The organism is Acinetobacter endophylla, from assembly GCF_053543775.1.
In genome coordinates this window covers 1-24669 of sequence record NZ_JBLVOM010000026.1, presented here as the reverse complement: position 1 = coordinate 24669, position 24669 = coordinate 1, and the positions used below count along the sequence as shown (strand labels likewise).

The 24669-nt window shown below is 43.2% G+C and carries 21 protein-coding genes, 2 tRNA genes and 2 pseudogenes; 15 read left to right on the top strand and 10 right to left on the bottom strand.

Annotated elements, in window-relative coordinates; translation table 11 throughout:
- Together ACNPNW_RS03310 and ACNPNW_RS03305 are read left to right on the top strand one after the other, a co-directional pair.
- On the top strand, positions 1-597 hold a 597-nt coding region (locus ACNPNW_RS03310; protein ID WP_448766398.1), incomplete at its 5' end, for a group II intron maturase-specific domain-containing protein.
- Positions 598-701: 104 nt separating this feature from the next.
- Positions 702-929 (top strand): annotated as a pseudogene (locus ACNPNW_RS03305) (transposase domain-containing protein); the annotation flags it as partial.
- A gap of 112 nt (positions 930-1041) precedes the next feature.
- On the opposite strand, the gene ACNPNW_RS03300 reads toward ACNPNW_RS03305, so the two are convergent.
- Together ACNPNW_RS03300 and ACNPNW_RS03295 are read right to left on the bottom strand one after the other, a co-directional pair.
- Positions 1042-1117 (bottom strand) — tRNA-Gly (locus ACNPNW_RS03300).
- A 48-nt stretch (positions 1118-1165) separates the two neighbouring features.
- Positions 1166-1238, bottom strand: a tRNA-Gly gene (locus ACNPNW_RS03295).
- 233 nt (positions 1239-1471) lie between these two features.
- On the opposite strand from ACNPNW_RS03295, the gene ACNPNW_RS03290 reads away from it, so the two are divergent.
- The 5 genes from ACNPNW_RS03290 to ACNPNW_RS03270 all read left to right on the top strand — a co-directional run bounded on the left by ACNPNW_RS03290 (position 1472) and on the right by ACNPNW_RS03270 (position 4311).
- Positions 1472-1780, top strand: a complete 309-nt coding sequence (locus ACNPNW_RS03290; protein WP_004644834.1) for a BolA family protein — start codon at positions 1472-1474, stop codon at positions 1778-1780.
- A gap of 9 nt (positions 1781-1789) precedes the next feature.
- Complete coding sequence (locus ACNPNW_RS03285; protein ID WP_004644835.1) at positions 1790-2182, top strand: SirB2 family protein; 393 nt, start codon at positions 1790-1792, stop codon at positions 2180-2182.
- Between the two features lie 95 nt (positions 2183-2277).
- Positions 2278-3114, top strand: a complete 837-nt coding sequence (locus ACNPNW_RS03280; protein ID WP_004280959.1) for a ParA family protein — start codon at positions 2278-2280, stop codon at positions 3112-3114.
- A 13-nt stretch (positions 3115-3127) separates the two neighbouring features.
- Positions 3128-3520, top strand: a complete 393-nt coding sequence (locus tag ACNPNW_RS03275) for a hypothetical protein (RefSeq protein WP_195725432.1) — start codon at positions 3128-3130, stop codon at positions 3518-3520.
- 197 nt (positions 3521-3717) lie between these two features.
- Positions 3718-4311 (top strand): threonine transporter RhtB, encoded by a 594-nt coding sequence (locus ACNPNW_RS03270; RefSeq protein WP_174894084.1) that lies wholly within the window; start codon positions 3718-3720, stop codon positions 4309-4311.
- Positions 4312-4349: 38 nt separating this feature from the next.
- Here ACNPNW_RS03270 and ACNPNW_RS03265 read toward each other — a convergent pair whose 3' ends face one another.
- Entirely contained in the window at positions 4350-4988 is a 639-nt protein-coding gene (locus tag ACNPNW_RS03265) for a DedA family protein (RefSeq protein ID WP_004644839.1), read from the bottom strand.
- A 344-nt stretch (positions 4989-5332) separates the two neighbouring features.
- Here ACNPNW_RS03265 and guaA point away from each other — a divergent pair, with 344 nt between their 5' ends.
- Together guaA and ACNPNW_RS03255 are read left to right on the top strand one after the other, a co-directional pair.
- Positions 5333-6901, top strand: a complete 1569-nt coding sequence (gene guaA / locus ACNPNW_RS03260) for a glutamine-hydrolyzing GMP synthase (RefSeq protein ID WP_213686704.1) — start codon at positions 5333-5335, stop codon at positions 6899-6901.
- Positions 6902-7123: 222 nt separating this feature from the next.
- Positions 7124-8056, top strand: a complete 933-nt coding sequence (locus ACNPNW_RS03255) for a restriction endonuclease (RefSeq protein WP_004280964.1) — start codon at positions 7124-7126, stop codon at positions 8054-8056.
- Positions 8057-8064: 8 nt separating this feature from the next.
- Here ACNPNW_RS03255 and ACNPNW_RS03250 read toward each other — a convergent pair.
- Both ACNPNW_RS03250 and ACNPNW_RS03245 read right to left on the bottom strand, forming a co-directional pair.
- Positions 8065-9288 (bottom strand): annotated as a pseudogene (locus ACNPNW_RS03250) (GGDEF domain-containing protein).
- Between the two features lie 190 nt (positions 9289-9478).
- Positions 9479-10801 (bottom strand): GGDEF domain-containing protein, encoded by a 1323-nt coding sequence (locus ACNPNW_RS03245; RefSeq protein WP_420937766.1) that lies wholly within the window; start codon positions 10799-10801, stop codon positions 9479-9481.
- Between the two features lie 503 nt (positions 10802-11304).
- On the opposite strand from ACNPNW_RS03245, the gene ACNPNW_RS03240 reads away from it, so the two are divergent.
- Positions 11305-12252, top strand: coding sequence for a pirin family protein (locus ACNPNW_RS03240; protein ID WP_448766520.1), 948 nt, complete (start codon positions 11305-11307; stop codon positions 12250-12252).
- Positions 12253-12412: 160 nt separating this feature from the next.
- A complete protein-coding gene (locus ACNPNW_RS03235) occupies positions 12413-13063 on the top strand; it encodes a glutathione S-transferase family protein (protein ID WP_005265446.1) in 651 nt (216 codons plus the stop codon).
- Between the two features lie 46 nt (positions 13064-13109).
- On the opposite strand, the gene phoR is transcribed toward ACNPNW_RS03235, so the two are convergent.
- The 3 genes from phoR to ACNPNW_RS03220 form a co-directional block, all read right to left on the bottom strand.
- Entirely contained in the window at positions 13110-14468 is a 1359-nt protein-coding gene (gene phoR, locus ACNPNW_RS03230; RefSeq protein WP_005264642.1) for a phosphate regulon sensor histidine kinase PhoR, read from the bottom strand.
- A 25-nt stretch (positions 14469-14493) separates the two neighbouring features.
- Positions 14494-15204: a phosphate regulon transcriptional regulator PhoB gene (phoB, locus tag ACNPNW_RS03225; RefSeq protein ID WP_004280972.1), complete on the bottom strand. Its 711-nt coding sequence runs from the start codon at positions 15202-15204 to the stop codon at positions 14494-14496.
- Positions 15205-15453: 249 nt separating this feature from the next.
- The gene (locus ACNPNW_RS03220) at positions 15454-16131 is read right to left on the bottom strand and encodes a TetR/AcrR family transcriptional regulator (RefSeq protein WP_005264643.1); all 678 of its coding nucleotides are present in this window, start codon (positions 16129-16131) and stop codon (positions 15454-15456) included.
- 223 nt (positions 16132-16354) lie between these two features.
- On the opposite strand from ACNPNW_RS03220, the gene ACNPNW_RS03215 reads away from it, so the two are divergent.
- On the top strand, positions 16355-17203 hold the full coding sequence (locus ACNPNW_RS03215; protein WP_448766519.1) for an SDR family NAD(P)-dependent oxidoreductase: 849 nt from the start codon (positions 16355-16357) through the stop codon (positions 17201-17203).
- Positions 17204-17318: 115 nt separating this feature from the next.
- Here ACNPNW_RS03215 and ACNPNW_RS03210 read toward each other — a convergent pair whose 3' ends face one another.
- Both ACNPNW_RS03210 and ACNPNW_RS03205 read right to left on the bottom strand, forming a co-directional pair.
- Positions 17319-18683 (bottom strand): MATE family efflux transporter, encoded by a 1365-nt coding sequence (locus ACNPNW_RS03210; protein ID WP_441299340.1) that lies wholly within the window; start codon positions 18681-18683, stop codon positions 17319-17321.
- 128 nt (positions 18684-18811) lie between these two features.
- Complete coding sequence (locus ACNPNW_RS03205) at positions 18812-19966, bottom strand: methionine aminotransferase (protein ID WP_448766518.1); 1155 nt, start codon at positions 19964-19966, stop codon at positions 18812-18814.
- A gap of 246 nt (positions 19967-20212) precedes the next feature.
- Here ACNPNW_RS03205 and ACNPNW_RS03200 point away from each other — a divergent pair, with 246 nt between their 5' ends.
- From ACNPNW_RS03200 to ACNPNW_RS03190, 3 genes are all read left to right on the top strand, one after another.
- Positions 20213-23074, top strand: coding sequence for a type VI secretion system Vgr family protein (locus ACNPNW_RS03200; RefSeq protein WP_448766517.1), 2862 nt, complete (start codon positions 20213-20215; stop codon positions 23072-23074).
- Complete coding sequence (locus tag ACNPNW_RS03195) at positions 23071-24285, top strand: lysozyme family protein (protein WP_448766516.1); 1215 nt, start codon at positions 23071-23073, stop codon at positions 24283-24285. The genes ACNPNW_RS03200 and ACNPNW_RS03195 overlap by 4 nt, the downstream gene beginning before the upstream one ends.
- Before the next feature lie 52 nt (positions 24286-24337).
- On the top strand, positions 24338-24669 hold a 332-nt coding region (locus ACNPNW_RS03190), incomplete at its 3' end, for a COG3415 family protein (RefSeq protein WP_448766515.1).

Below are 24669 nucleotides of genomic sequence, written 5' to 3'. Positions count from 1 at the left end.
GCGACACGACAGGCCACTTTGATCGGTTTGCTCAACCCTATTCTAAGGGGTTGGGCCAACTATCATAGTTATGTCGTTGCCAAGAAGGTTTTCAACCAGGTAGACAGCGCAGTGTGGGAAATGCTCTGGCGATGGGCGGTACGTCGCCACCCTCGCAAAACACTCCGATGGGTCAAAGATCGGTATTTCAAAGTACAAGGAGCGCGTCGATGGGTGTTCTCATGTGATGAACAGTCCGCTGATGGTCGGAAGCGACAATACACATTAGTGTCTGCCTCGGACACGCCAATTGTGCGACATATCAAGATCAAGGCTGCTGCTAACCCTCATGACCCCGCATGGGATGAGTACTTCGAATCCCGATGGGGTAAAAGAATGCTGGTCTCCGCAAAGGGGCGAGCCAAGCTGTATCGGGTGTGGCTAAAACAAGGTGGTCGCTGCTGCGCCTGTCTTAAACCAGTCACCAAAGATACACCATGGCACAGCCGTCATATTGTGAAGCTAAGTCATGGTGGAACGGATGCAGTTGCTAATCTTGAGATTTACCATCTGTATTGTCCAAGGAGTGTTCAATTTGCCAATGTCAACGATGTATAACCGGGTGCCGAATGGCGCCTTAGCAGAGGCTTGAGCCGTGTGCTGGGAAACTCGCATGCACGGTTCTTAGGGGGTTGGACGTAGGTAACTGCGTCTGACTACCCGACAATCAGATGCGTCCCTGGGCGTTGGGACGCAAGAACTGGCTGTTTGCAGGTTCGCTGCGCAGTGGTCAGCGAGCGGCAAACATCATGACTTTAATCCAGTCAGCAAAGCTGAATGGCTTGGATCCGTATGCCTATTTAAGTGATGTGCTGAAAAGGTTACCGACACACAAAGTGACCCAAATTGAAGAATTGCTGCCGCACTGCTGGAAACCTAAATCGAATTAAAAAATAGGTATGGGATTCAGCGGACGCTTACAATCTTTACTAAAAAATAGTGGTAATAAGAGATTCAACACAATAAAAAAGCCCCCATCTTTCGATGAGGGCTTTTTGAATCTGGAGCGGGAAAGGAGACTCGAACTCCCGACCCCAACCTTGGCAAGGTTATGCTCTACCAACTGAGCTATTCCCGCGGAGTCTATAAAGTTTTTTAAATGAAAAAACTAAATGAAAAAATTTTGAGCGGGAAAGGAGACTCGAACTCCCGACCCCAACCTTGGCAAGGTTATGCTCTACCAACTGAGCTATTCCCGCATGCCGTGTATAATACAGCATGCAAAAATGTGGTCAACACCTTTGTTAAAAATCTTGCATCAATTGCATAAAATAAAAGCAAAATGCTGTAGACCAGACAATAAATAACCAATATTCATATAAAAATCAATAAATTTTCGCCACAATCAACGGATTGCATCTGAACAGATTACCGAAATACTCGGCAGAACAAGGTATACTGAGACCATATTTTTGAAGATTGGAGTCAGGCCATGAGCTTAGAACAACAACTGAAAGATCGTTTGGCGCAATTATCCCCAACCTATTTGGAAGTGGTGAATGAATCTTCGGGTCATGGCGGTTATTTCCCGGGAAAAGAATCGCATTTTAAAACCGTGATTGTGAGTCAGGCTTTTGCCGGTTTACGTCCAGTCCAGCGTCATCAGAAAGTTTATGCTGCTGCAGGTGATCTGCTTTCAAAAGACAAAATTCATGCGCTGGCCATTCATGCATTTTTGCCTGAAGAATGGGCTGGTCAGGACACCACCAGTCCGGCTTGTGCACATGCACCTAAAAACTAAGAGGATATGATGGAAACCCAACTTTTAGTCAAGATTATTCATATGTCGGCAGCAGGACTGGCCATTGTCGCCATTTTTGCCCGTGCCTTGACCTTGTTTGTCGGTACACAAGGGAATTTACCTAATCCGGTGGCACGTATAGCGCTAGTCGCTTTACAGCATTTAGCTATCACGGTGATTGCACTGACCGGCATTGTGTCGCTCGTCCTCAAAGACTTTGATGTACAGCCTTGGTTTTATGCCAAAGTCATTTTATTTTTGGTACTGGTGTCCTCGTTAGGCAAAGCCTATAAAAAAGATGATTCTATCTTGCTATCGCAGCGTCGGGCTGGCTTAGTTATTGCTGTAGTTTCGTTGGTGTCTATTCTGGCTTTGGTAATGATCAAGCCGAATTTTGGCTAAAAGCAAGCTGGCTGTGATGATCAGCACAGCCAGTCCATGCAAATAATTAAAAAATACAAATGTGGTAAAAGTAATTAAAAATGTGAGGAGGGGACATGCGTACACGTGTGGTATTTAATCAAAAGGGTGGGGTAGGCAAGTCGAGTATTACTGTCAATCTGGCAGCAATCAGTGCACATCAGGGCTTAAAAACCTTATTGATTGACTTGGATCCGCAGGCCAACTCTAGCCAGTATGTGCTGGGCGATGATGCGACGTATTCTAGTGACAAGCCGGCACTCGAACCAAATATAGAAAACTATTTTGAAGATGTACTCGGTAATCAGCAAAGCAAGGGCCTACTCGGCAATGCGATTGGCTCGATTTTAAAAAGTCGTAGCAAAGGCTTGGAAAGTTATGTGCATCAATCCTCTTTTAAACATCTGGATGTCATTCCGGCTAGTCCAACGCTGGGTGCATTGGCCCATGCACTGGAGTCCAAACACAAGATCTACAAGTTAAGAGATGCCTTGCAACAGCTATCGGGACATTATGATCGGGTGTTTATTGATACACCACCTGCGTTTAATTTCTTTACCCTTTCTGCACTCATTGCGGCAAACCGCGTGCTGATTCCATTTGACTGTGATGTATTTTCTAAACGTGCCTTACAGACCCTGATTGAAAATGTCATTGAAACCCAGGATGACCATAATGAAGGTCTGGAAATTGAAGGGATTGTGGTGAACCAGTTTCAGGCACAGGCCAAATTGCCGCGTGAAGTGGTACAGCAGCTCAAAGATGAAGGCTTACCGGTGCTTGACAGTATGTTGCCGCCGTCGATCTTGATGAAAGAATCTCATCAGAAAAATCAGCCTTTGATTCATTTGGCTACTGATCATAAATTGACTCAGGCCTATCAATCGTTGTTCAATGAGATAGAGCAGAATTAAGATCGAGTTAGCTATGAAACTTGTGAAAATAAGCCTGAGTATTGCTGCACTTGCATTACTGAGTGCCTGTGCAACGCCGGTAAAACCGACTTATGTGTCGCCAACCCTGTATCAGACTTTGGGTTGTTCGCAACTACAGGGTGAATATAACCGTATTCAGCAGTATATCGACAATGGCGTTGAGCCAGCAAAACGTACTGGCGTTGGTGTGGGCGTAGGTCTTGGCGGTGGCTGGGGCAGTCGCGGTGGTTGGGGCATCGGCCCGAGTGTTTCAGTCAATATGGGACAATCATCCGATACCAAAAGAACCGAACTGGCACGGCTTTTAGGCGAGCAGGAAGCAATTGTACAGGCCGCGCGTTATAAGAACTGTCCGATCATCGTTCGGCAGGCAACGCCTAAATAAATCATTCAATATAAAACAGATAAATGCTGACTTCAGGTCGGCATTTTTTATTGCTTTAAACAAGAAAAGTATGGCTTAAATTAAGATAAAACTCACTGGAAATTGACCAGACTGTATAAAAATCTGAAATTTATAAGCTTGTTATCACACTCCCATATTGATTAAGCTACAACCTTGGCCCGGAAAAGTTCATTGCGATGATTGAAAATTGGTTATTTGTTTTAGGACTCATTGCTGTGCTGATGGTTCCAGGGCCTGCCAATGCCTTGGTGGCCAGTTCCGCTCATCAGCAGGGGCAGGCCAAAACCAGTCTCTATCTTCCTGCCATTTTGCTCGGCTATTTTTATGCCATTAATGTATGGGCCTTGTTGATTCATCTGGCGTCACCAATTTGGCCAAATTTTAAAGGCTTGGTCTATGTACTGAGTACCATCTGTGTGGGCTGGATGACCTTGCATTTATATAAGGCTCAGCAGTTAGAACGTTACAGCAAAAACCATCCGCAGATACGTCCCTGGCAAATGTTTACAACTACCCTAAAAAATCCTAAAGCAGCATTGTTGGCCTCCGGGATTTTACCGATGGAAACCTGGCAAAGCCCGACCAACTTCGTTCTGGTTTTTGCTGCCTTTAGCTTGAGTACCGTTCCGGTCGGGATTTTCTGGATGGTCTTTGGTCAGGCCATTTTGACCAGTCCATCTGAAAAAATAAAAGCCGGCCTCATTTATAAAGGCGCGGCTTTATTTGTCCTGCTTTGTCTGATCCCACTCCTAATCAAGCTCTGGGATTAAAAGCATAGGCTGTAAAAGAATCTTAATGTAAAAAGTTCTTAAGCTGTTTTACTTTTTTTGAGCTTTTGTTGAATAAAGCCAATCACACCTGGCAATACACTTAAAATAATGATGCCAAAAATTAGATAAGTGAAGTTGTCCTTAACGATCGGCATATTGCCAAACATATAGCCCAAAATGACAAATGAGCTAATCCAGGCGAATGCACCTACTACATTATAGGTCAGGAAATATTTGTAATTCATGCTGCCAGCACCGGCAACGAAGGGTGCAAAGGTACGGGCAAAAGGAACAAAACGCGCAAAAATAATGGTCTTACCACCATGTCTGGCAAAGAATTGCTGGGTCGCCAATAAGTGTTTTTTATTGATGAAGCGCGATTCGATCTCGAAAACCCGAGGACCAATATATTTACCAATATGATAATTCAGGGTGTCACCCAGAACTGCCGCAACAAACAAGAGTGGAATCAGCACCCATGGATCCATTGCACCAGTAGAGGCTGCCAGTGCACCTGCTGCAAATAGCAAGCTGTCGCCAGGCAGGAACGGCATGACCACCAGACCTGTTTCTACAAAGATAATCAGGAAAAGAATGGCATAAATCCAGATCCCGTAATTGGTGATAAATTCAAGCAAGTGATCATCAACATGCAAGATAAAATCAATCAGTTCCATGAGCCCAGTACAAGCAAAAGTGTGGTCAAATCCTAACAGCCCGGGGCATGAAAGTCAGTACCAGAAAGTAAAATAATTAACGCTCCATCCATCTTCAATTGAGCAAAAATTTCTCTTACATATTATCTTCAGATTTTTATAAAAACATGCTTAGTTGGATTAAATCTTGAGCTTAAAAATATAAAAATGACAGACCAAACAAGGCATCCGAAGGGACGCTTTGTTGTGCTAGAAATATAATGCAATCAACTAAATGTATACCTAATGCGAATTGTGTGCTTAATGCGCTGAAAAATGTTAGAATACGGCGCTTATCTTTCGTTTGCCTTTCATAGTTGTTCGTCATGACTACCAATACTCAAATTACTGAAGATCGTATCCTGATTCTGGATTTCGGTTCTCAATATAGTCAGCTCATCGCACGTCGTGTCCGTGAAGCTGGTGTATATTCTGAAATGTATGCCTATGATATGTCTGAAGAAGACATTCGTGCATTTAATCCAAACGGTATCATCTTGTCTGGTGGACCTGAGAGTGTTCACCTTGAGGGCAGCCCGCGTGCGCCGCAAGTGGTATTTGAGCTGGGTGTGCCGGTATTGGGTATTTGTTATGGCCTGCAAACCATGTGCGAACAGCTTGGCGGTAAAGTTGAGCCAGGTCATGTACATGAGTTTGGCTATGCAGAAGTAGATATTGTCGTACGTGACAAGCTGATCGGTAATTTACAGGACCGTGAAAACCAGCTGCATGTCTGGATGAGCCATGGTGACAAGGTTGCCCGTATTCCAGAAGGCTTCCAGATCACTGCACAAACGCCTAGCTGTCCAATTGCGATGGTTTCTGACGAAACTCGCCGTTTCTATGGTATTCAGTTCCATCCTGAAGTGACACATACGTCTAAAGGCGCAGAATTACTGTCGAACTTCGTTCATCAAATTTGTGGTTGTCGCGGTCTGTGGACGCCAGAACACATTATTGATCTACGTGTAGAACAGCTTCGCCAACAGATTGGTGATGAAAAAGTATTACTGGGTCTTTCTGGTGGTGTGGATTCATCTGTAGTGGCAGCGCTGTTGCATAAAGCGATCGGTGATCAGCTGACCTGTGTATTTGTAGACAACGGTTTGCTTCGTTTGAACGAAGGCGATCAAGTGATGCAAATGTTTGCTGACAACATGGGTATCCGTGTTATTCGTGCTGCTGCTGAAGAGCGTTTCTTGACTGCGCTTGCGGGTGAAGTTGATCCTGAAGCAAAACGTAAAATTATTGGCCGTGAATTTATTGCTGTCTTCGCTGAAGAAGCACGTAAATTAGATGGCGTAAAATTCCTTGCACAAGGTACGATTTATCCAGACGTAATTGAATCTGCTGCAAGCAAGCAGGGCAAGGCACATGTGATTAAATCACACCATAATGTGGGTGGTTTACCAGCAGATCTAGCGTTTGAACTGGTTGAACCATTACGTGACTTGTTTAAAGATGAAGTGCGTAAATTGGGTACGACTTTAGGTTTGCCACACAGCATGATCTATCGTCATCCATTCCCAGGCCCAGGTCTAGGTGTGCGTATCTTAGGTGAAGTGAAAAAAGAATATGCAGACATTTTACGTCTTGCAGATGACATCTTCATGCAGGAACTACGTGACAGCGGCTGGTATGACAAGACTGCTCAAGCATTTGCAGTATTCCAGCCAGTAAAATCTGTGGGTGTTGTGGGTGATGGCCGTCGTTATGCATGGGTAATTGCACTGCGTGCGGTGGAAACGGTGGACTTCATGACAGCTCGTTTCGCTCATCTTCCATATGAACTAGTAGACAAAATCTCTACGCGTATCATGAATGAAATTGCTGACGTTTCTCGTGTGACTTATGACGTATCGTCTAAGCCACCTGCAACGATTGAATGGGAGTAAAATCGGGATTTCTAAAAGCGGTAGCTTTTAGCCGATTTTACGCCAAGCGCTATGCGCGCGGCAGTGAGGACTTTCAAGCAGCATCGCTGCTTGCCAGTTTTATGCCAAAGGCTATGCCTGCGGCAGTTTAGGGAAAACCTAAACCTTTCAAATAAAAAAAGAGCACTTAGGCGCTCTTTTTTTATTTATACTGAATAAAAATAAACCTTTAAAAGCTAAAAAATGCCTTTACCTACTTATGATCAATTAATGCTACCTTTGATGAAATTATTATCAGAGTTGAATGAGCCAATAAAAATTTCGGATGCTGCGAATATCCTAGCTGAACGTTCCAATTTACACGAAGAGGATTTAAATAAAATTCTTCCGAGCGGGAAAAATATATTTAAAGATAGAGTGGCATGGGCAAAGACCTACTTAGTTAAGGCGGGCTTAGTTCAACAACCGAAGAGAGCATATTGTGAGATTAGTAGCTTGGGTAGACAGGTTGATTTAAAAAGTTTAGATGCTATAACAAATGAATATTTAGCACAGTTCAACGGATTTTCAGATTTTAAATTAGGAAAGAAAAATAAAGATGAGTTTGGGATCGGGAATCTACAAGTTATTGAAAGCCTAAATAGTTACCAAGAAACTCAGACTCCAGAAGAAACAATCCAGAACACAACGGAATTATTAAAATCTGATTTGAAAAGTGATTTGCTTCAGATGGTAAAAGATAAATCTCCTTCATTTTTTGAAAGACTGGTTGTCGATCTTCTGGTGGCAATGGGCTACGGCGGTTCACATCAAGATGCAGCTCAAGCGATTGGTAAAACCAACGATGGTGGAATTGATGGTGTAATTAGTGAAGATCGATTAGGGCTAGATAAAATTTACATCCAAGCGAAACGTTGGAAAGATACTGTTGGTCGTCCCGACATTCAACAGTTTAAAGGTGCTTTGGCCGATCAAGTTGCTAAGAAGGGTGTATTCATTACTACGTCAAGTTTCAGTAAAGAGGCCATTGAGTCGGCAAGAAAATCCGGTATTGTTTTAATTGATGGCGATAAGCTGACGTCTTTAATGATTGAATTTGGTTTAGGTGTACAAATAGAACGTAGTTTTCATATCTATAAAATCGACCAAGATCGTTTTGATGAAGATAATTTTTAACGGGTAATTTAAGCCGGTTTAACCTGCCAGTTTTGCAGCTCCCCAGCTAAACTTTGCTCCAGATCTGGATCATAAGCTTCAACCCGATTCCGTCCATTGGCTTTAGCCTGATATAAGGCAATATCGGCCTGTTTAATCAGGGTCATTAAATCTGTTTCACAGCTTTCCAGAATGGCAGCACCAATCGAAATGCTAAAACTGAAACGATGCTGGCTGTCTAGATCGATCACAATATTTTCAATGTTATGCCTTAAACGCTCGGCAACTTTTAGCGCTTCATCCAGAGAGGTTTCGGGTAAAAATGCAATAAATTCTTCACCGCCATAGCGTGCCAAAATATCATACTGTCGCATTTCACTGCGTGTGCTCAGGGCAATCGTCTGTAAGACCTGATCTCCGATATCATGACCATAACGATCATTAATCTGCTTAAAATGATCCACATCAAATACCAGTAAATTCATAGGTACCGGTTGATCAAAATTCTGTTGTACCAGTTGTTGCGCGAGATATTCAAAACAGCGACGGTTATTCAGGCCGGTGAGGGAATCGGTATGGGCCATATTTTCAAAGGCCTGCCGGTTATATTCATTCAGGGTATGCTGCAAGAATACCATGCGTGATTTTAAGGTTGAGCTCCAACTAATATAAAGACTGAAGGTCAATACCGGCAGATAAATCAGGGAAAATAAAAACATCTGGTACAGGTCAGACCGAGTATTGAAATATACGCCGATGTAAATTATCAGGGTAATCAGACTCGAAGTAATCAAAGACGGCCAGAACCGGATCTGCACACATAAATTGGCCAACACAATAAAGACCAAGGAGGCATATTGATAAATGAGGGTATAAGCACTTTCAGACTAGTTTAGATTAAAAAACCAGATGGCACTTGCGCCAATAATTGAGGTAGGCAAGAGTAAATCAAACACAGGTAAATTGCGATAAGAGTGATACATCCAGATCGTGATCAGTACGATTAGGATGGTATAGCTGATTTTGGTCAAAATGAGTAACTTGAGAATATCATTCAGCACCAGAATATCGGCAAGGGTATAAGAGGCATATGCCAGCTGTGCGAATAAATTAACCTGTAATAAGTATTTTAAAGTGAGCTTTTTCTGATGAGCATAGTAGGCTGGTTTTAAAGGCGCAGGAATACGAACCAGCGGATCTTGAAGAGCCTCCTGAATCAGGGTACGTGATTTTTTTTCGTTATCATGCGGCATGCAGCCTTCCCAAATTAAAATATATAAAAATGAATGAGATGAAATTTATATATAGTTGTATAAAAAATATTCTATTCTTTTGTTGGATATTTTAAAAGTGGAAGAATCAAATTTATTTTATAAAATAAAATCCCCGATTAACGCATTCTAAGAATGATCCTAGCTTATAGAACAGACCAATGATTCAGCTTTAATTCGCCGTTGACTGGGCCGGTTGAGTGCCTGGCTTAAATACATTCCAGGGATTTTCTGTCGTAGGCTTGGGCTTATTCAGCATATCAGGATGATAGACCTCAATCCGGTTTCGGCCAGACTTCTTGGCCTGATACAAGGCGATATCGGCCTGTTTGATCAGATCTTCCAGAGTCTGGGTATGTGATTCCAGTTCTGCTACACCGATCGAAATGGTGAACCGGATGGCATGATTGGGTTCGACATAAATATACTGCTTTTGAATTGCACAACGAATTCGTTCTGCAATCACCAGGCTGTCTTGTAGCTGAGTATCTTCCAGGAGGGCGATAAACTCTTCCCCGCCAAAACGTGCCAGTACATCGCTATGCCGCATTTCTTTACGGGTCACCTCAGCAATCAGTTGTAGTACCCGATCACCAACATCATGCCCATAGCTATCATTAATATTTTTAAAATGATCGACATCAAACATCAATAGGCAGCTACTGGCATGTTTAGGCCATTGATGAATAGATCGTTCAGCCATATCGACAAAATGGCGACGGTTGTAGAGCTGGGTCAAATCATCAGTATGGGCCAGATTCTTTAAGGTTTGATAGTTCCATTCATCGAGCAGAGAGCGCAGAAAAGAACGCCGCACATTTAGAATATTATTCCAGTTAATATAAATACTAAAAAACCACAGTGGACTAAAGACCACGCTAAAAATAAAGGCTTGAGAAGCACTCATGAACTGCGATACCCCAAGCATGATAAATAGGGCAATCAAGATGGAGCAATAGACCGCGACTTTAAACTGGGTCTGCACACAGAGATTGGCGATGAGAATAAAAATCGCAGAGGCGTAAATATAGGTGGCAACATGCGGACTGGTTGAAAGCGCGAGTAAGCCAATCCAGGCGGCTGCAGCCACCGTGGTGCCTATCGGCAAGATTCTGTCCAGAATCTGAATATTTTTATGTTTTTTAAATAGGTAATAACAGCAAAACATCGCGCCCAGAACCAGAACGACGCGCATCAGACCAGAAATAAAAAACATATCTGGAATAATCAGAATATCGGCAAAGAAATAGAGTAAAAAGGCAATTTGCGCCAGATAGTTAATTTGACGCAAGTTATGATGACTATGCGTATAGACATAATCATGAAAATACTGCTGAAACGGGGCAGGAATACGGGCATAAGGATCTGTCAGCGCCTGTTCAATCAGCTGACGGTTCTGCAGATCACATTCAGATAATTTCAGTGATTTATCGGTCGTCGAATTTTGAAAAGATACATTCGCCGTTGAATATATATTTTCATTCTGAGCAGACATGTCCTGGTCCAGTATTATTTTTATAGGTGCCTATTATGCCGTGATTGAGTAAAAAATAACCTCCCAAAAATTGGGTATCCGGGAAGTTTTTAAAGCTAAAACGTAACAAAATTTGTGTTTTGTAAAATTGAAAGTGATTGAAATACATGAATAATCATCTTATTCATTGGGATCTTTAGTTGTTGTTGCTCCGTTTCACGTGAAACATGGACTAATGACATTCGTTGATCTTCAGTTTATTTAAACTCATAACGCCATGTACCTAAATCATGATTGACTTGTTAAAACTCAAGTTTGGGGCTTTGAATATAAATCTCATCAGCTTTTCAGAATTTAAATTGATGGGACTAGTGAGGCGTTTTATACGTATCTAAATATTTCCAGGGATAGATTTTGCCCATAGACCCTGTACATTGTCCTGAACAGAGAGGCATCTTGAATCGGTCAAATACATGTCTCACCCACTCAAAAAGTAGAATGAAAATGCCGAGGTAAGCTCAGCCATGTCGAATAATAGTGATATTGAACTGTCGAATTCTGATGATTGCGAAAAGTATGTGAATCAGTTTATTCAGGAGTTTCCTTTACGTCGCGCGGAAATCGGACAGGGCACCGTGATTAAACGTGCCTTGCCAAGCAGACATAAGCGCATGATAGGTGCCTGGTGTTTTCTGGATCATGCGGGTCCGGCCATTTTCCCGCAAGGAGATGGTCTGGATATCGGCCCTCATCCACACATTGGTCTGCAGACCTTTACTTGGATGATCGAAGGCAGCATGATGCACAATGACAGTCTGGGAAATCAGCAGTTGATTCGTCCCAAGCAGGTCAATCTGATGACCTCGGGCTATGGTATCTCACATACTGAAGTTTCTCCGGAAAGTGAGACCCATATGCATGCAGCACAGTTGTGGATTGCCTTGCCGGATGACAAGATCAATATTGCACCGGGTTTTGACCATTATCCTGAATTGCCGGTCATAAATGAGCAAGGCATTGAATTTACCGTGCTGGTCGGAGAATATTTAAAAACAAAATCACCGGTTAAAGTACATAGCGAACTGCTCGGAGTAGATCTGTATGCGGCTGAAAGTAGCAGTATGCGTTTGCCACTGAATCCGAAATTTGAATATGGCTTTATGGTGCTTGAGGGGACGGCCAGTATAAATGGGCATGAACTAAATGAAGATAATATGCTGATCCTGGAGCCCGGCTTACAGCAGGTCAACGCTGAAATTCATGCCAGGAGTCGGGTGTTATTGATTGGTGGGGAACCATTTGAAAGCCCGATTTTACTATGGTGGAATCTGGTCGGGCGCACGACAGAGGAACTTAAAATTGCGCGGGAACAATGGATTGAAGGTCATGAACGTTTTGGTTCCATTCTTGCTTATGATGGGCCTCGTTTAGAAGCCCCTGCATTTCCAGACCAGATGCGTGCTTCCCGATAAATGCTAAAAATGATGGGAATATGGAGCGATGTCTGAATTGAACTCAAATAGTGAATCTGCAACATAGGATACATATCATTACAGTCATCAAAAAATGAGCTAGAGTCTGCTGCTTTTTGCTATGCTCAGTGAGCAAGAACAATAAAATCATGAGTCTAATATGCGTGTTTTACATCATCTCGAACAATCACGATCATTTCGTATCCTGTGGGCCATGGAAGAATTAGGACTGGATTACGAGGTTAAATACTATAAACGTCAGCCCAATCTTTCTGCGCCACCGGCCTTAAAACAGATCCATCCGTTGGGCAAAGCCCCGATTCTGGTCGATCAGGGTCAGGTACTGGCAGAATCTGCGGCGATCCTAGAATATTTGCAGGAAACTTATGATGAAAAGCAGCAGTTTCGCCCAGAAGATATTGCCGACAAGGCCCAGTACCGTTACTGGATGCATTATGCGGAAGGCTCGTTAATGCCGCTGCTGGTGATGCAACTGGTAATGACCACAGTGCCTAAACATACGCCTTTGCTGATTCGACCTGTGGCCAAGAAAATCTGTGATGGGGTGAAAAAGCAATTTGTACAGAGCCGTTTAAAAGATCATATCCAGTTTCTGGAAAGCTATTTGAGTGAGCATGATTATTTTGCCGGGCATTTCAGTTTTGCCGATATTCAGATGAGTTTTCCTTTGGAGGCCATGCAGAGCCGGACGGGTCAAAGCTATCCAGCGATTCAAGCCTATCTTAAACGGGTGTCGCAACGTGCTGCCTATGCGCGTGCACTGTCCAAAGAAAAACAGATCAGCTCTTAAACGCTTAAAAGAAAAGGTGCCGATGGCACCTTTTTTGATGGTTATATTACTCTGGAAAGCTGAGACGTTCTTTGGGGAAAACCACCTTAAAGGTAGAACCTTGATTTTCCTTGGACTCAATTTCCAGATGTGCCTGATGTTGCATCAGCACATGTTTAACAATTGCTAATCCCAAACCGGTACCACCAGTCCGGCGGCTACGGTCTGAATCGATTCGGTAAAAACGCTCGGTCAGTCGTGGCAGATGTTTCGGATCAATGCCGATGCCGTTATCTTGCACCACAAAATAGGCAGATTCGCCATCATCATGCCAGCCGATGGTGATGGTGCCGCCTTTAGGCGTATACTTGATGGCATTGGTAATCAGGTTGCTAAAAGCGCTAGCCAGTTCCATATCTGAACCGATCAGATCGCAATGACTGTCAATGTCCAGATTCAGGGTATGACCATAATCAATATTATAGGCCTGGGCATCATCGAATAGCTGGTTCATCAGACTCGGCATTTCAATGATCTGGTTTTTGGCAATATTCTTATCATTTTCCAGACGTGACAGCAGCAGCAGGTCGTTGACCAGTGCATTCATGCGTCGGGTTTGCGACTGCATTTGATCAAAAGCGCGTTTCCAGCGTGGATTGATATCTTCCTGATCGGTAAAGGTTTCAATATAGCCACTGAGCACGGTCAAAGGCGTGCGCAGTTCATGTGAAATATTGTCGACAAAATCCTTTCGCATCTGTTCCAGATTGTGCATCCGGGTCACATCATAAGCGACCAGTACCCGACTTTCTCCGCCAAAACGGGTCATTTTAACCTGCACATAATGGTCTTCAAACAGCGAAGAACGCATTTTCAGGCCGTCCGGGGATTCATCAATATGGTGATAGTATTCGATAAAGCTCGGTTGGCGTAACAAGGTCAGGATATTACGGCGACGGTCATCACTGGAGATTCCGAGCAGACGTTCAGCCGCCGGATTCCACCATTCAATCTGCTGGTTTTCATCAAGCAGCACCACAGCTTCTTGCAAGGCCACCAGCGAAGATTGTGCACGATCAATCAGTTCGACCATTTCCGCCTGAACAATCCGTTCCTGACGTTGGGCGCGATAAACATTGAAAAGTAGCGCACCCCAAATCCCGCCAATATTCGGTGGAACATCATAAGGGCGATTGGAAATCCATTCATTGACCAGATATAAGGAACGCATTTGGGTCGCAAAGAATGCCACGAAGGCAATTACGATACAAATCCAGAAATACCCAATCCCAAAACCGATAAAGCTGGCGATAATTAGGAAAAAAGCCAGTAGGCGTAAATCCTGCTTCGCAAAATCCCATAAACTGCTGTAACGGATTCTTTTGTGTTCGCGTGCCAGTTCGGGGACAGGGTAGGGTTCATACATAAAACAAGATTTACCTTAAAAGATATTAACCTAAAGCGACATCTGAACGGGTCGAAAAGCGATAGCCTGTTCCGCGAACGGTCTGTACAAAACGGTCTACACCATAAGGTTCCAGCACTTTACGCAAACGGCGGATATGCACGTCGATGGTCCGGTCTTCAATATAAACGTTACCGCCCCACACCTGATCCAGCAATTGCGCACGGGTATAGGCACGTTCCGGATGGGTCATAAAGAATGCCAGCAAACGGTATTCAGTCGGCCCCATTTCCAGAATGTTATTGCCAAAATTCACCCGCTGGCTGACCGGATCCAGAATCAGACCATTGGCATCAATGGTTTTTTCACCGCTCAGGGCATTGGCGCGGCGAAGCACCGCCTTAATCCGGGAGACCAGTTCCCTAGTCGAGAATGGCTTGGTCATGTAGTCATCGGCACCGGCATCCAGACCTTGTACCTTATGGTCTTCTTCACCGCGCGCTGTGAGCATGATCACCGGAATTTCCGAGAGGCTTTCATCACGTTTCAGACGACGACACAGATCTACACCGCTGACACCACCCGGCATCATCCAGTCCAGCAAAATCAGTGCCGGACGCTGATCCACAATCATCTGATGCGCCTGCTTGGCATCTTCTGCCTGTAAGCACTGAAAACCGGCCATATCCAGAGAGGTATGGATCATTTCCCGAATCGGGAGCTCGTCATCGACGATTAATATGTAGTCATCTTTCACAACGCAATACCCTATTTCATGTAAACGGTGAACCGTTTTATATTTATGACAGGCTTATTACAAAGACTAATTATGACAGTATCATTGCAGAAAGGGAAAAACTGCTGAAATTCGAAAAGATTTGTGACAAATATAGCGCGGAAACTTGTTAAAAAATCATAAATTAATTTTACTCATTTTCGTAGTACAGCATAAAGATTTCATTTACTACAGAAGAGATAGAAATCTATTAAACACATGATTTAACATCTATTTTTTCTCTGAATATGACTCGAGCAGCGCCAAAAAAACCACACTACAAGACGATAAAACTTCCTCAAGCGAATGCTTAAAACCGCTCATCACCCAACGAATAGCAATTTGGGTGACATAGCCATTCAAACCGGTCGAAACCAGGGAAATTTCCTGCTCACTGCGATTTAATTGCGGCATCATCAACATGACAAAGGCATGAATCATGCGGTCGAAACGTGACATGGTTTCATGAATAGTGGCCTGATTATGCAGTTCCTGCACCAGCATGGCATCAATATAAATGATCCTGGCCATACGTGGATTGTCACGCAGGGTAGTGAGCAAAGCGGTCAGACCCGCCTCGATCATTTTTTTTGGATCGGTGGAGGCCTGCATCATGGCCTGCATGACATTCTGTTGCAGCTCATCAATCAGTTTTAAGAAAATGGTCTGAAACAGATGTTCGCTTTTCTTGAAAGATTCGTAAAAATAACGTTCGGTCAGCTTGGCTTCATTGCAGATATCTTTGACCGTAACTGAAAAAAAGCCGTGACGGCCATAGGCTTCAATCCCCGCTTCGATCAGCTTTTCACGACGTGCCTGCTGCCTTTCAGCCATCGACAGGCCTTTAAACTGACGTTCCTTGCTCTTGGAGGGGCGTGATTTTGCTGCTGAGTCGGTTGAATCAGTCATAAGGCCTATGTGCTCATCTGCATGAAGATTTTGAATATCTTAGCAATAAATCACGCTTAGACCTATATGGAAATGCTGCCCTGGAATTTGGCCTCTAAGGACATGGGATAATTATTGACAATCTATATTGTCAAAACTATATTGAGGGTCTGTGCTAGCTCCTGAAACAACAGAACAAGATCCTGCTGTCATGGAATGGCAGTTCTTTACATAAGGAAATTGAATGAAAAATTTTAACAATAAAGTCGCTGCAATTACTGGTGCCGGTTCAGGGATTGGCCAGCAACTGGCGGTATTGCTGGCCCAGCAGGGTTGTCATCTGGCGCTGAGTGATATCAATGAACAGGGTCTGGCGCAAACGCTCGAATTGCTCAAAGAGAGTGATGTTCGTGTCACCATTCAGAAAGTAAACGTAGCTGAATTGGAACAGGTACGTAACTGGGCGGCACAGGTCGAACAGGATCATGGCAGTGTCAATATGATCTTTAACAACGCTGGCGTTGCGCTGGGTTCAACCGTTGAAGGGGCATCTTATGAAGAACTAGAATGGATCGTCGGAATCAATTTCTGGGGCGTGGTGTATGGCACCAAAGAATTTCTGCCACTGATCAAGAAAACTGGCGATGGCCATATCATCAATATTTCCAGCCTGTTTGGTCTGACTGCTCAACCGACCCAGTCTGCTTATAATGCGACCAAGTTTGCGGTACGTGGTTTTACTGAATCCTTGCGTCAGGAACTGGATCTAGAAAATTGTGGAGTGAGTGCACTGTGTGTACATCCGGGCGGTATCCGCACCAACATTGCTAATGCGGCAAAAATGAATAACAGCCTGCTGACTTTAGGTATGAATCCGGAAAAATCAGCCCGTAATTTTAATAAATTATTGCGTTGTCCACCTGCAGAAGCTGCACGTCAAATTCTGGAGGCGGTACAAAAAGACAAGCGCCGTCTGCTGATCGGCAATGATGCCAAAGCGATTGACCTGATTCAGCGGATCTTACCAACCGGTTATCAGCATGTCACTGCAATGGCGACTCAGTTTGGCAAAAAGAAGAAAAAGTCTGCTTAAGAAATTGCAAAACAGACCCGCGAAAGCGGGTTTTTTTATCGCTGTAATAGGGTCTAATTTTTTGCAAATGAGAGTGTTAGATACTGTAATGCTCTAGGCATACAAAATCCTGCATCTAAATCAACGCTTCAACCGTTTTTTTCTTCCAGACCAACTGATAATACAGTCCCTGCAAAATACACAGGCTGACAAAGGCCAATGCATAGGCATACCAGATACCTTCCAGACCCCACCACTGGCTAAAAAGATAAGCGGCGGGAACTTCAATACAGAGAATGGCAAAAATGTTGATCAGCATTGGCACGGTCACCGTACCACTTGAACGCATGATCGAAGCAAAAATAGCACTGGCGCCAAAGAACAAAATTGACCACAGCACAATAAACAGCAGTTGTTGTCCCAATACTACAACCTTAGGATCGGTAATAAATAAGGCCATCAAATATTTGGAGAACAAATAAGCCAGAATCACCAGACCGCCGGTAAACAGAATATTCATACTCAGTGCAGTCCGGGTCACTTTATTGAGCAGATCTGATTTACCTGCGCCAATCGCTTGAGCACCAAATACAGACGCAGCAATCGCAATCGACAAAGCGGGAAATTGAATATAATTTAAGACCTGATTGACCGCGCCATAGGCCGCTGTTGCTTCTGCACCATAGCGGTTGACCAGTCCGACAATCACCAGTCCGGCAACTGAAGTGGTGACCATTTGCACACCAGTAGGAACCCCCAGTTTCAAGATCATTCTGCTTAACTGTGGTTGATGACGAATATTTTTTAATAAGGCCCAGTCCAGCTTGAGCGGATGTTGCCTATAGTTCAAGTACAGGATTAAAAACAACAGAACCGCCAGATTTCCCAGAATGGTGGCAATCGCCGGTGAGATAATGCCCATTTTAGGAAAGCCAAAATAACCGGCAATCAGGACCGGTGTCACCACCAAACCGACCCCAATGGTAAGTGCGGAAGCAAACAGGGGCGTGGTACTATCCCCAACGCCACGCAAGATGGAAGTATAAATAATATAGATAAAAATTAAGGGACTACCCGCCAGCATCCATTGTACATAGGGCAAGGACAAATGCATTACATCAGGATCTGTGCCAAGGGCCAAAAGAATATTCTCAGCAAAAATTACCCCGAAAAGCGCAATCAAGCTGCCGCCAATCAAGGTCATAAATAAAGTTGAACCGACCACACAGCGCACTTTTTCTATATTTTTTCCACCCCAAGCCTGTCCAATCAGTACGGTAGAACCGGCAGACAAACCAATCACAAAGGCCATCAGACAAAACAGGATCGGGAAAAAAACGGCAACAGCAGCAATCGCATTCACTCCGAGCATTTGTCCCACAAAAACCGTATTGATCGTGCCGGAGAGACTTTGCAGGATATTGGTCGCAATTAATGGCAATAGAAAAACCAGAAAGGCTTTCCATAAATTCTGTTGATGAATCAGTGAGTGCTGTGCCATGCGACATCCTGTGATTGAATTATCATCTATTTATTGATGCAGCTATTATTCGGCAGAATATAAAAAAAAGCCTTAGCTTTTAAGTAACTAAGGCATTTATTTTATGAGATTTTTAGTTAAAAAATGAGTTAAATCTTTGAAAGAATTTGACCTGCCTGGATCAAGGTTTGTTCTTTTTTTGCAAAGCAGAACCTGAGCAGACGTAAATCTGCAGGGGGGTGTTGGTAGAACGCGGAGACTGGAATCGCCACAATCCCATGTTGTTCTGCCAGAAAATGGCACATGGACAGATCATCGAGCTCAGGCCGAATCTCTGAATAATCTAAGTTCTGAAAATAAGTCCCTTGAGAAGGTGTCCATTTAAAGCGTGACGTTTCAATGGATGAGTTAAATAAATCCCGTTTGTTTTGATAGAAAGAGGACAGTTCAGGTATATGCTCAGGATGCAGTTGCATATATTCTGCCAAGGCAACCTGAACGGGTGTCACACCGCAGAAGCTGGCAAACTGATAAATCTGTCTGAACATTTTCATCAGTGCCGGTGCAGCAATACAAAATCCGGTTTTCCAGCCCGTGACATGGAAGGTTTTACCAAAAGAGCCAATCACGAAGCTACGCTCGCGAAGTTCTGGAAATGACCACGCCGAATAGTGCTGAACGCCGTCAAAAACCAGATGTTCATAGACTTCATCGGATAGCACCACAATATTGCGCTCGCGAATCAGCTCGATCAGTTGCTGCCAGTCTGCCTTGGACCAGACACTCCCACTCGGATTATGTGGAGTATTCACCACAATCATGCGGGTTCGGTCATTAATGGCATCTTTGACCTGATTCCAATCCACAGAAAAATCAGGATGCTGCAAAGCAATATGTACTGGCTTTGCCCCGACCAGTTGTACCGCAGGTCCATAACTGTCATAGCTCGGATCGAAAATAATCACTTCTTCCCCAGCGCGCACCGTGGCTTGAATGGCACAAAAAATCGCAATCGTCGCCCCAGGCGTAATCGTGATTTCCTCGACAGGATCAATCATCAGTTGATCACGCTGTTGATAGAGATCTGCCACCAGACTTCGCAAGACTGGCAGGCCATCTCCCGGAGCGTATTGGTTAAATCCGTTCTGGCTGGCCCGGTTTAAAGCTTCAATCAAGGCAGGAGGCGCTGCAAAGTCCGGAAATCCTTGAGAAAGATTCAAGGCTCCGAGTTTTTGTGCCAGGGCCGACATGGTACTAAAAATGGTCACGCCCAAATCAGGTAATTTAGAAGGGAGTTCCAGCATGTTCTTGGCCTTGAAGAATGAGATCTGAATGAGTGTAGCAGCAAGTTCCGTATAGGATAATCAGAAAAATAGGCAATGTTGGGCAATATTTTAAATTAAGATGTACCACATGCAATTTAAGATTTTTAATTGAAGGGCCATAAATTAAAGGCCTAATTATGTGAAATGCATCGTGAACTGGACGAAATGGATAACTTTTCCTAAAATCTGCCGCACAATAATAAAGCTTAAAATTATAACTATAAAATGCCAAAACCTATCCATATGTTGCTGGAGCAGCTCGGGCTTAAGCGACAGCATCGTGCGCTACATTTACAGTTTTCACATCCTCCTTTAAATCATCAGGTTTTGATTCAGCGGATTGAGGGTCAGCATCAGATCAATCAAGGCCTGCAGGCTGAACTGATCTGTCTTTCCACTCATGCTCATATTGCCTTGAAACAGTTTATCGGCTGTCGGGTGGCCATTGATCAGGTCACAGACCGGGGTGAACTTTTCCGGACTACGGGCATTATTACTGCAGCCAGTCAAGGGCAGAATGATGGAGCTTTGACCCTGTATAAATTGACGCTAAATGATCCGACTGCACTCTGGCAGAAGCGCCGTAACAGTCGGGTTTTTATGAATAAGACGGTGCGCGAGATCAGTGAAATCCTGTTCAGTGAATGGCAAAACAGAAGTGCATTATTCGCGGCCAGTCTCAGCCTGGATTTGACAGGACTCAGCCGAGACTATGATGTCCGGCCTTTTGTGATGCAGTCTAATGAATCGGATTATGATTTTCTGACCCGTTTATGGCGTAGCGAAGGAATTAACTGGCTGATTGATGAAAAGCAATTAACTGTACCTGTATCAGCCAGCGAGATTCAAGCTCAGCTTTTAAAACTGGTAGATCATTCTCAATGTTTTTCAGCTTTAAAACGCCGCTCCATCCGGTTTCATCGCAGTCATGCCACCGAACAGCTCGACACGCTGAACAGTCTGATTGCGGTACGTCAGCTCAATCCGAATAGTACCCAGACCCAGCGTTGGCATGCCCAGCAACTTGCCCAGGATCAAAGCCAGCCTTTATTCAGTAATCATCAGCAAAGTGATATCCATGCAAATGCCACTCTTCAGCTTGAAGATGCGTGGAACATCAGTCCGGCTTGGACCGGCGACTTAAATCATGAGGATCAGGTGACAGCATCTGGTATAGCCCAACTGGATCGACTCAATCAGCAGCTCAGTGACTATCATGCTTTGCAGTCTAAATATTTTAAAGCCAGTAGCAGCGTACGAGATGCTCAGGTTGGATACTGGTTTGAACTGCAACAGCATCCTGAAATTGATCAGCATCCTGCCCATCAACGTGAATTTCTGATTTTAGCTAAGCGGTTTTATAACCAGAACAATTTACCCAAAGATATCTTATCTCAGCTGGACAGTTTGCTTGAGAAGAGCGGCTGGCAGATGACACAGGACGAACGACAGGCCAATGAACTACAGATGGTGCGCCGTGAAATCCAGGTTGTTCCTGAGTACCACCCCTTCATTCATCGGCCTGCTGCATATCCGCAACGGGCTCGAGTGGTCGGACCTGAAGGTGAAACGATTCATGTCGATGCATGGGGGCGGGTGAAAGTTCGTTTTCTGTTTACCCGGAGTGAGGATCATCAGCATGATGGCGGCGCAGGTAGCAATGACAATGATAGCGATTCTGCTTGGGTGGATGTTTTGACCCCTTGGGCGGGTGAGGGTTATGGCATCAGGTTGCATCCGCGAATTGGCGAAATTGTAGTGATTGACTTCTTTGAAGGTGATATCGACCGGCCCTTTGTGGTGGGACGGATTCATGAAGCAGAACGGTATCCGACCATGTTTGATGCGAAAGGAGAACTTCCTGCGACCAAAAAACTTAGTGGTATCCGTTCTCAGGAGGTCGATGGCGAAGGTTTTAACCAGCTTCGTTTTGATGATACCCCTGAACAGATCAGTGTACAGCTGCAAAGTAGTCATGCAGCCAGTCAGCTCAATCTGGGAAATCTAAGTCACCCCAAAGAAAGTGAAAGCAGTGAAGGTCGAGGTGAAGGTTTTGAACTAAGGACAGACCAGTGGGGTGCCCTACGAGCAGGAAACGGCTTGCTGATTTCCACTTATCGACAAGATTCAGCAGCAGGCAATCACCTAGAGGCTGACCCAGCCAAAGAACAGCTTGAATCGAATCTCAATCATAGTAAAGCCTTGAGTGATATTGCAGAAAAACAGCAGGCTGATCCATTGGAATTTTTTGATAGTTTAAAACAGTTTCTGAATCAGATTGAAGCTGAAGACCGGGGCAAAGCTACTGCATTTAAACAGGCGGTGATGCTGTTAACCGCACCCCAATCGATTGCACTGAGCACAAAGGAAAATATCCATTTATCCACTGATCAGCAAATCAATCAGAGTGCCGGGGACAATATTCATTTTTCCACACAGAAATCTTTAGTTGCTCATGCACAGGACCGGATCAGTTTGTTCGCTGCTCAAGAAGGCGTAAGTGTCTATGCAGCTCAAGGCAAAATTGAAATACAAGCCCAAGATGATGCAATTGAAGCGATTGCCCGCAAGGTAATCAAGCTTATTTCGACTGAAGACAAGATCGAAATCACCAGTCCGAAGGAGATCGTACTGACCGCTGGAGGGTCTCAAATTAAGATCAATGGTGGTGGAGTAATGGTCACAACTGGTGGGAAATTTGAGTGTAAGGCAGGGCAGCATCTGTTTACGAAAGGTCAAAATATTATTGAACAAAAAATAAATCTTCCAAAAATGAAAACATTATTCAGTAATAAAATTAACTATCAGTGGACTAACCAGTCTGCAGGAGAAAAAGAAATTTTTATTCTAAATAAGTTGGATGGGAACTTAATTAAAACTAAGAAGTCTGTATTAAATGAAAATAATCAATTAAGTACTTTAAGATTCTATACCTCTCAACCCACAGATTTCGTGGCTTTAGGATTTAATTCTTTACAAACTCATCTCATTCAAGACTTAGATAATGAAAGTATTGATGAACTATTGAATGAGATAGAAGAAAGGGATTTAGAGGATGATGTATATACTGAAGAGGATGTCGAATGATGAGCAATTTAGTTACCATAACATCAAAAATTTATGATGCTTCAGGAAAATATGTCATTAATTTAAAAGTTAAATCACGCTATAAAGGTTCATCGAGAGAAAATACAAATAAAACAGATAAAGATGGTTTATTTATATTTCAGGGTTCACCAAATCGAACTGTGGAAATTTTAGCTAAGCCACCTAATGTGGAAGATTATATCGTTATTAAAACGATTGATTCTTCAATCATTTCTTCTAGAAAGAATCCTGTAAAAGTATCCTTGCCTAAAAGTATAGAGGAGTATCATAAAGAAAAAGTGATGCCTACTACAAAAGGTATAGTTACGACTTTATTTAAAATAATAGACTGCAATGAGAAAATATTAACGAGTTTCCCGGTAAAATCTCGCCCTAAAGGAAAACAAAGTTCATTTGAACGTCATACCAATGAGCAAGGCATTGTAGAGGTGGTATCTTCACCTAATCGAGATATTGAAATTCTAGTTTTGACTTCAAATGATGAGTTTGCTCTAAAAGGTGCTGTTAACTCTGAGCATGGCTCTCAAATACCAAAAATAATTAAACTAGATGAACCCTATGAAAACTTTAAAAGTGAATCAAATATCCAACTTCTAGATAGAGAAGGAAATAGTTATATCGTTGAAAATACAAAGATCGAAATACTTTATTTGGGAAATAAGATAACAAAAATTTCAAATACCTCTAATGGGAAATTTTCATTTCCAAGTATGATTGGGGAAAAAATACAGATCACGGTATTTAAACCTGATGGTAATCCCTTGGAACCGAAAACTCATGTGGTAAAAAGGATTAAAGAAGATTCCATAAAATTGAAATTAGATGTAGATATTATTAAGGGTGGTACCGAACAGAATAAGCCGACCCTAGATAAGAATATAGAGAAACTCTGTACAGCAGAATGTATCGTAGAAACATATACTTTTGAAACTTCTTTAGGAACAATGGTTATTTCAAAAGAATCTCTTGATTCAATTTTAAAATGGGAGAAATACGAATCTAAACCTTATGTACCTAGTAAGGGAAAAGATGGTAAAAGTGGTGTAACATTAGGATATGGTTACGATTTAGGACATCAAAGTCTTGAGCAAATTAAAAAGGATTTAAATTTTTATTATACTTCGAGTCAAATTCAACGTTTATTAAAAGCTCAAGGAAAAAGAGGTTTGGCAGCACAAGCATTAAGTTGACAAAAATAACTAATGATGCGAAAAGGTTTTTTTAGTTAACAGATGTTCACACATGCCTAGAATTGTTTCTGTACCACTTAGTTTAGAACAGCGAGAACGACTCATTTTTCTGGTCAAGCATGCAAAACATTGGCGTGAAAGGCAACGTGCCCAAACTATTCTCTGGCTTTCCGAAGGTAAAAGTGTTGCGGAAGTTGCCACTCTACAAGAACGTATCCCAGAAACCATAAGGCTACAACGCCGACGTTGGGAATTGTATGAGTTTGAATCGATTAAAGAAGGTCATCGCTCAGGTCGACCCAATACATTGATCTCAGACTATCAGGCGAAAATCCTAGATTGGGTCAATACAAGTCCACTCAATGCAGAACAAATCCGAGTCAA

Coding starts and splice junctions, on each gene's coding strand:
- ACNPNW_RS03290 (WP_004644834.1), top strand. CDS start 1,472: ATGAGCTTAGAACAACAACTGAAAGATCGTTTGGCGCAATTATCCCCA.
- ACNPNW_RS03285 (WP_004644835.1), top strand. CDS start 1,790: ATGGAAACCCAACTTTTAGTCAAGATTATTCATATGTCGGCAGCAGGA.
- ACNPNW_RS03280 (WP_004280959.1), top strand. CDS start 2,278: ATGCGTACACGTGTGGTATTTAATCAAAAGGGTGGGGTAGGCAAGTCG.
- ACNPNW_RS03275 (WP_195725432.1), top strand. CDS start 3,128: ATGAAACTTGTGAAAATAAGCCTGAGTATTGCTGCACTTGCATTACTG.
- ACNPNW_RS03270 (WP_174894084.1), top strand. CDS start 3,718: ATGATTGAAAATTGGTTATTTGTTTTAGGACTCATTGCTGTGCTGATG.
- ACNPNW_RS03265 (WP_004644839.1), bottom strand. CDS start 4,988: ATGGAACTGATTGATTTTATCTTGCATGTTGATGATCACTTGCTTGAA.
- guaA (WP_213686704.1), top strand. CDS start 5,333: ATGACTACCAATACTCAAATTACTGAAGATCGTATCCTGATTCTGGAT.
- ACNPNW_RS03255 (WP_004280964.1), top strand. CDS start 7,124: ATGCCTTTACCTACTTATGATCAATTAATGCTACCTTTGATGAAATTA.
- ACNPNW_RS03245 (WP_420937766.1), bottom strand. CDS start 10,801: ATGTCTGCTCAGAATGAAAATATATATTCAACGGCGAATGTATCTTTT.
- ACNPNW_RS03240 (WP_448766520.1), top strand. CDS start 11,305: ATGTCGAATAATAGTGATATTGAACTGTCGAATTCTGATGATTGCGAA.
- ACNPNW_RS03235 (WP_005265446.1), top strand. CDS start 12,413: ATGCGTGTTTTACATCATCTCGAACAATCACGATCATTTCGTATCCTG.
- phoR (WP_005264642.1), bottom strand. CDS start 14,468: ATGTATGAACCCTACCCTGTCCCCGAACTGGCACGCGAACACAAAAGA.
- ACNPNW_RS03220 (WP_005264643.1), bottom strand. CDS start 16,131: ATGACTGATTCAACCGACTCAGCAGCAAAATCACGCCCCTCCAAGAGC.
- ACNPNW_RS03215 (WP_448766519.1), top strand. CDS start 16,355: ATGAAAAATTTTAACAATAAAGTCGCTGCAATTACTGGTGCCGGTTCA.
- ACNPNW_RS03210 (WP_441299340.1), bottom strand. CDS start 18,683: ATGGCACAGCACTCACTGATTCATCAACAGAATTTATGGAAAGCCTTT.
- ACNPNW_RS03205 (WP_448766518.1), bottom strand. CDS start 19,966: ATGCTGGAACTCCCTTCTAAATTACCTGATTTGGGCGTGACCATTTTT.
- ACNPNW_RS03200 (WP_448766517.1), top strand. CDS start 20,213: ATGCCAAAACCTATCCATATGTTGCTGGAGCAGCTCGGGCTTAAGCGA.
- ACNPNW_RS03195 (WP_448766516.1), top strand. CDS start 23,071: ATGATGAGCAATTTAGTTACCATAACATCAAAAATTTATGATGCTTCA.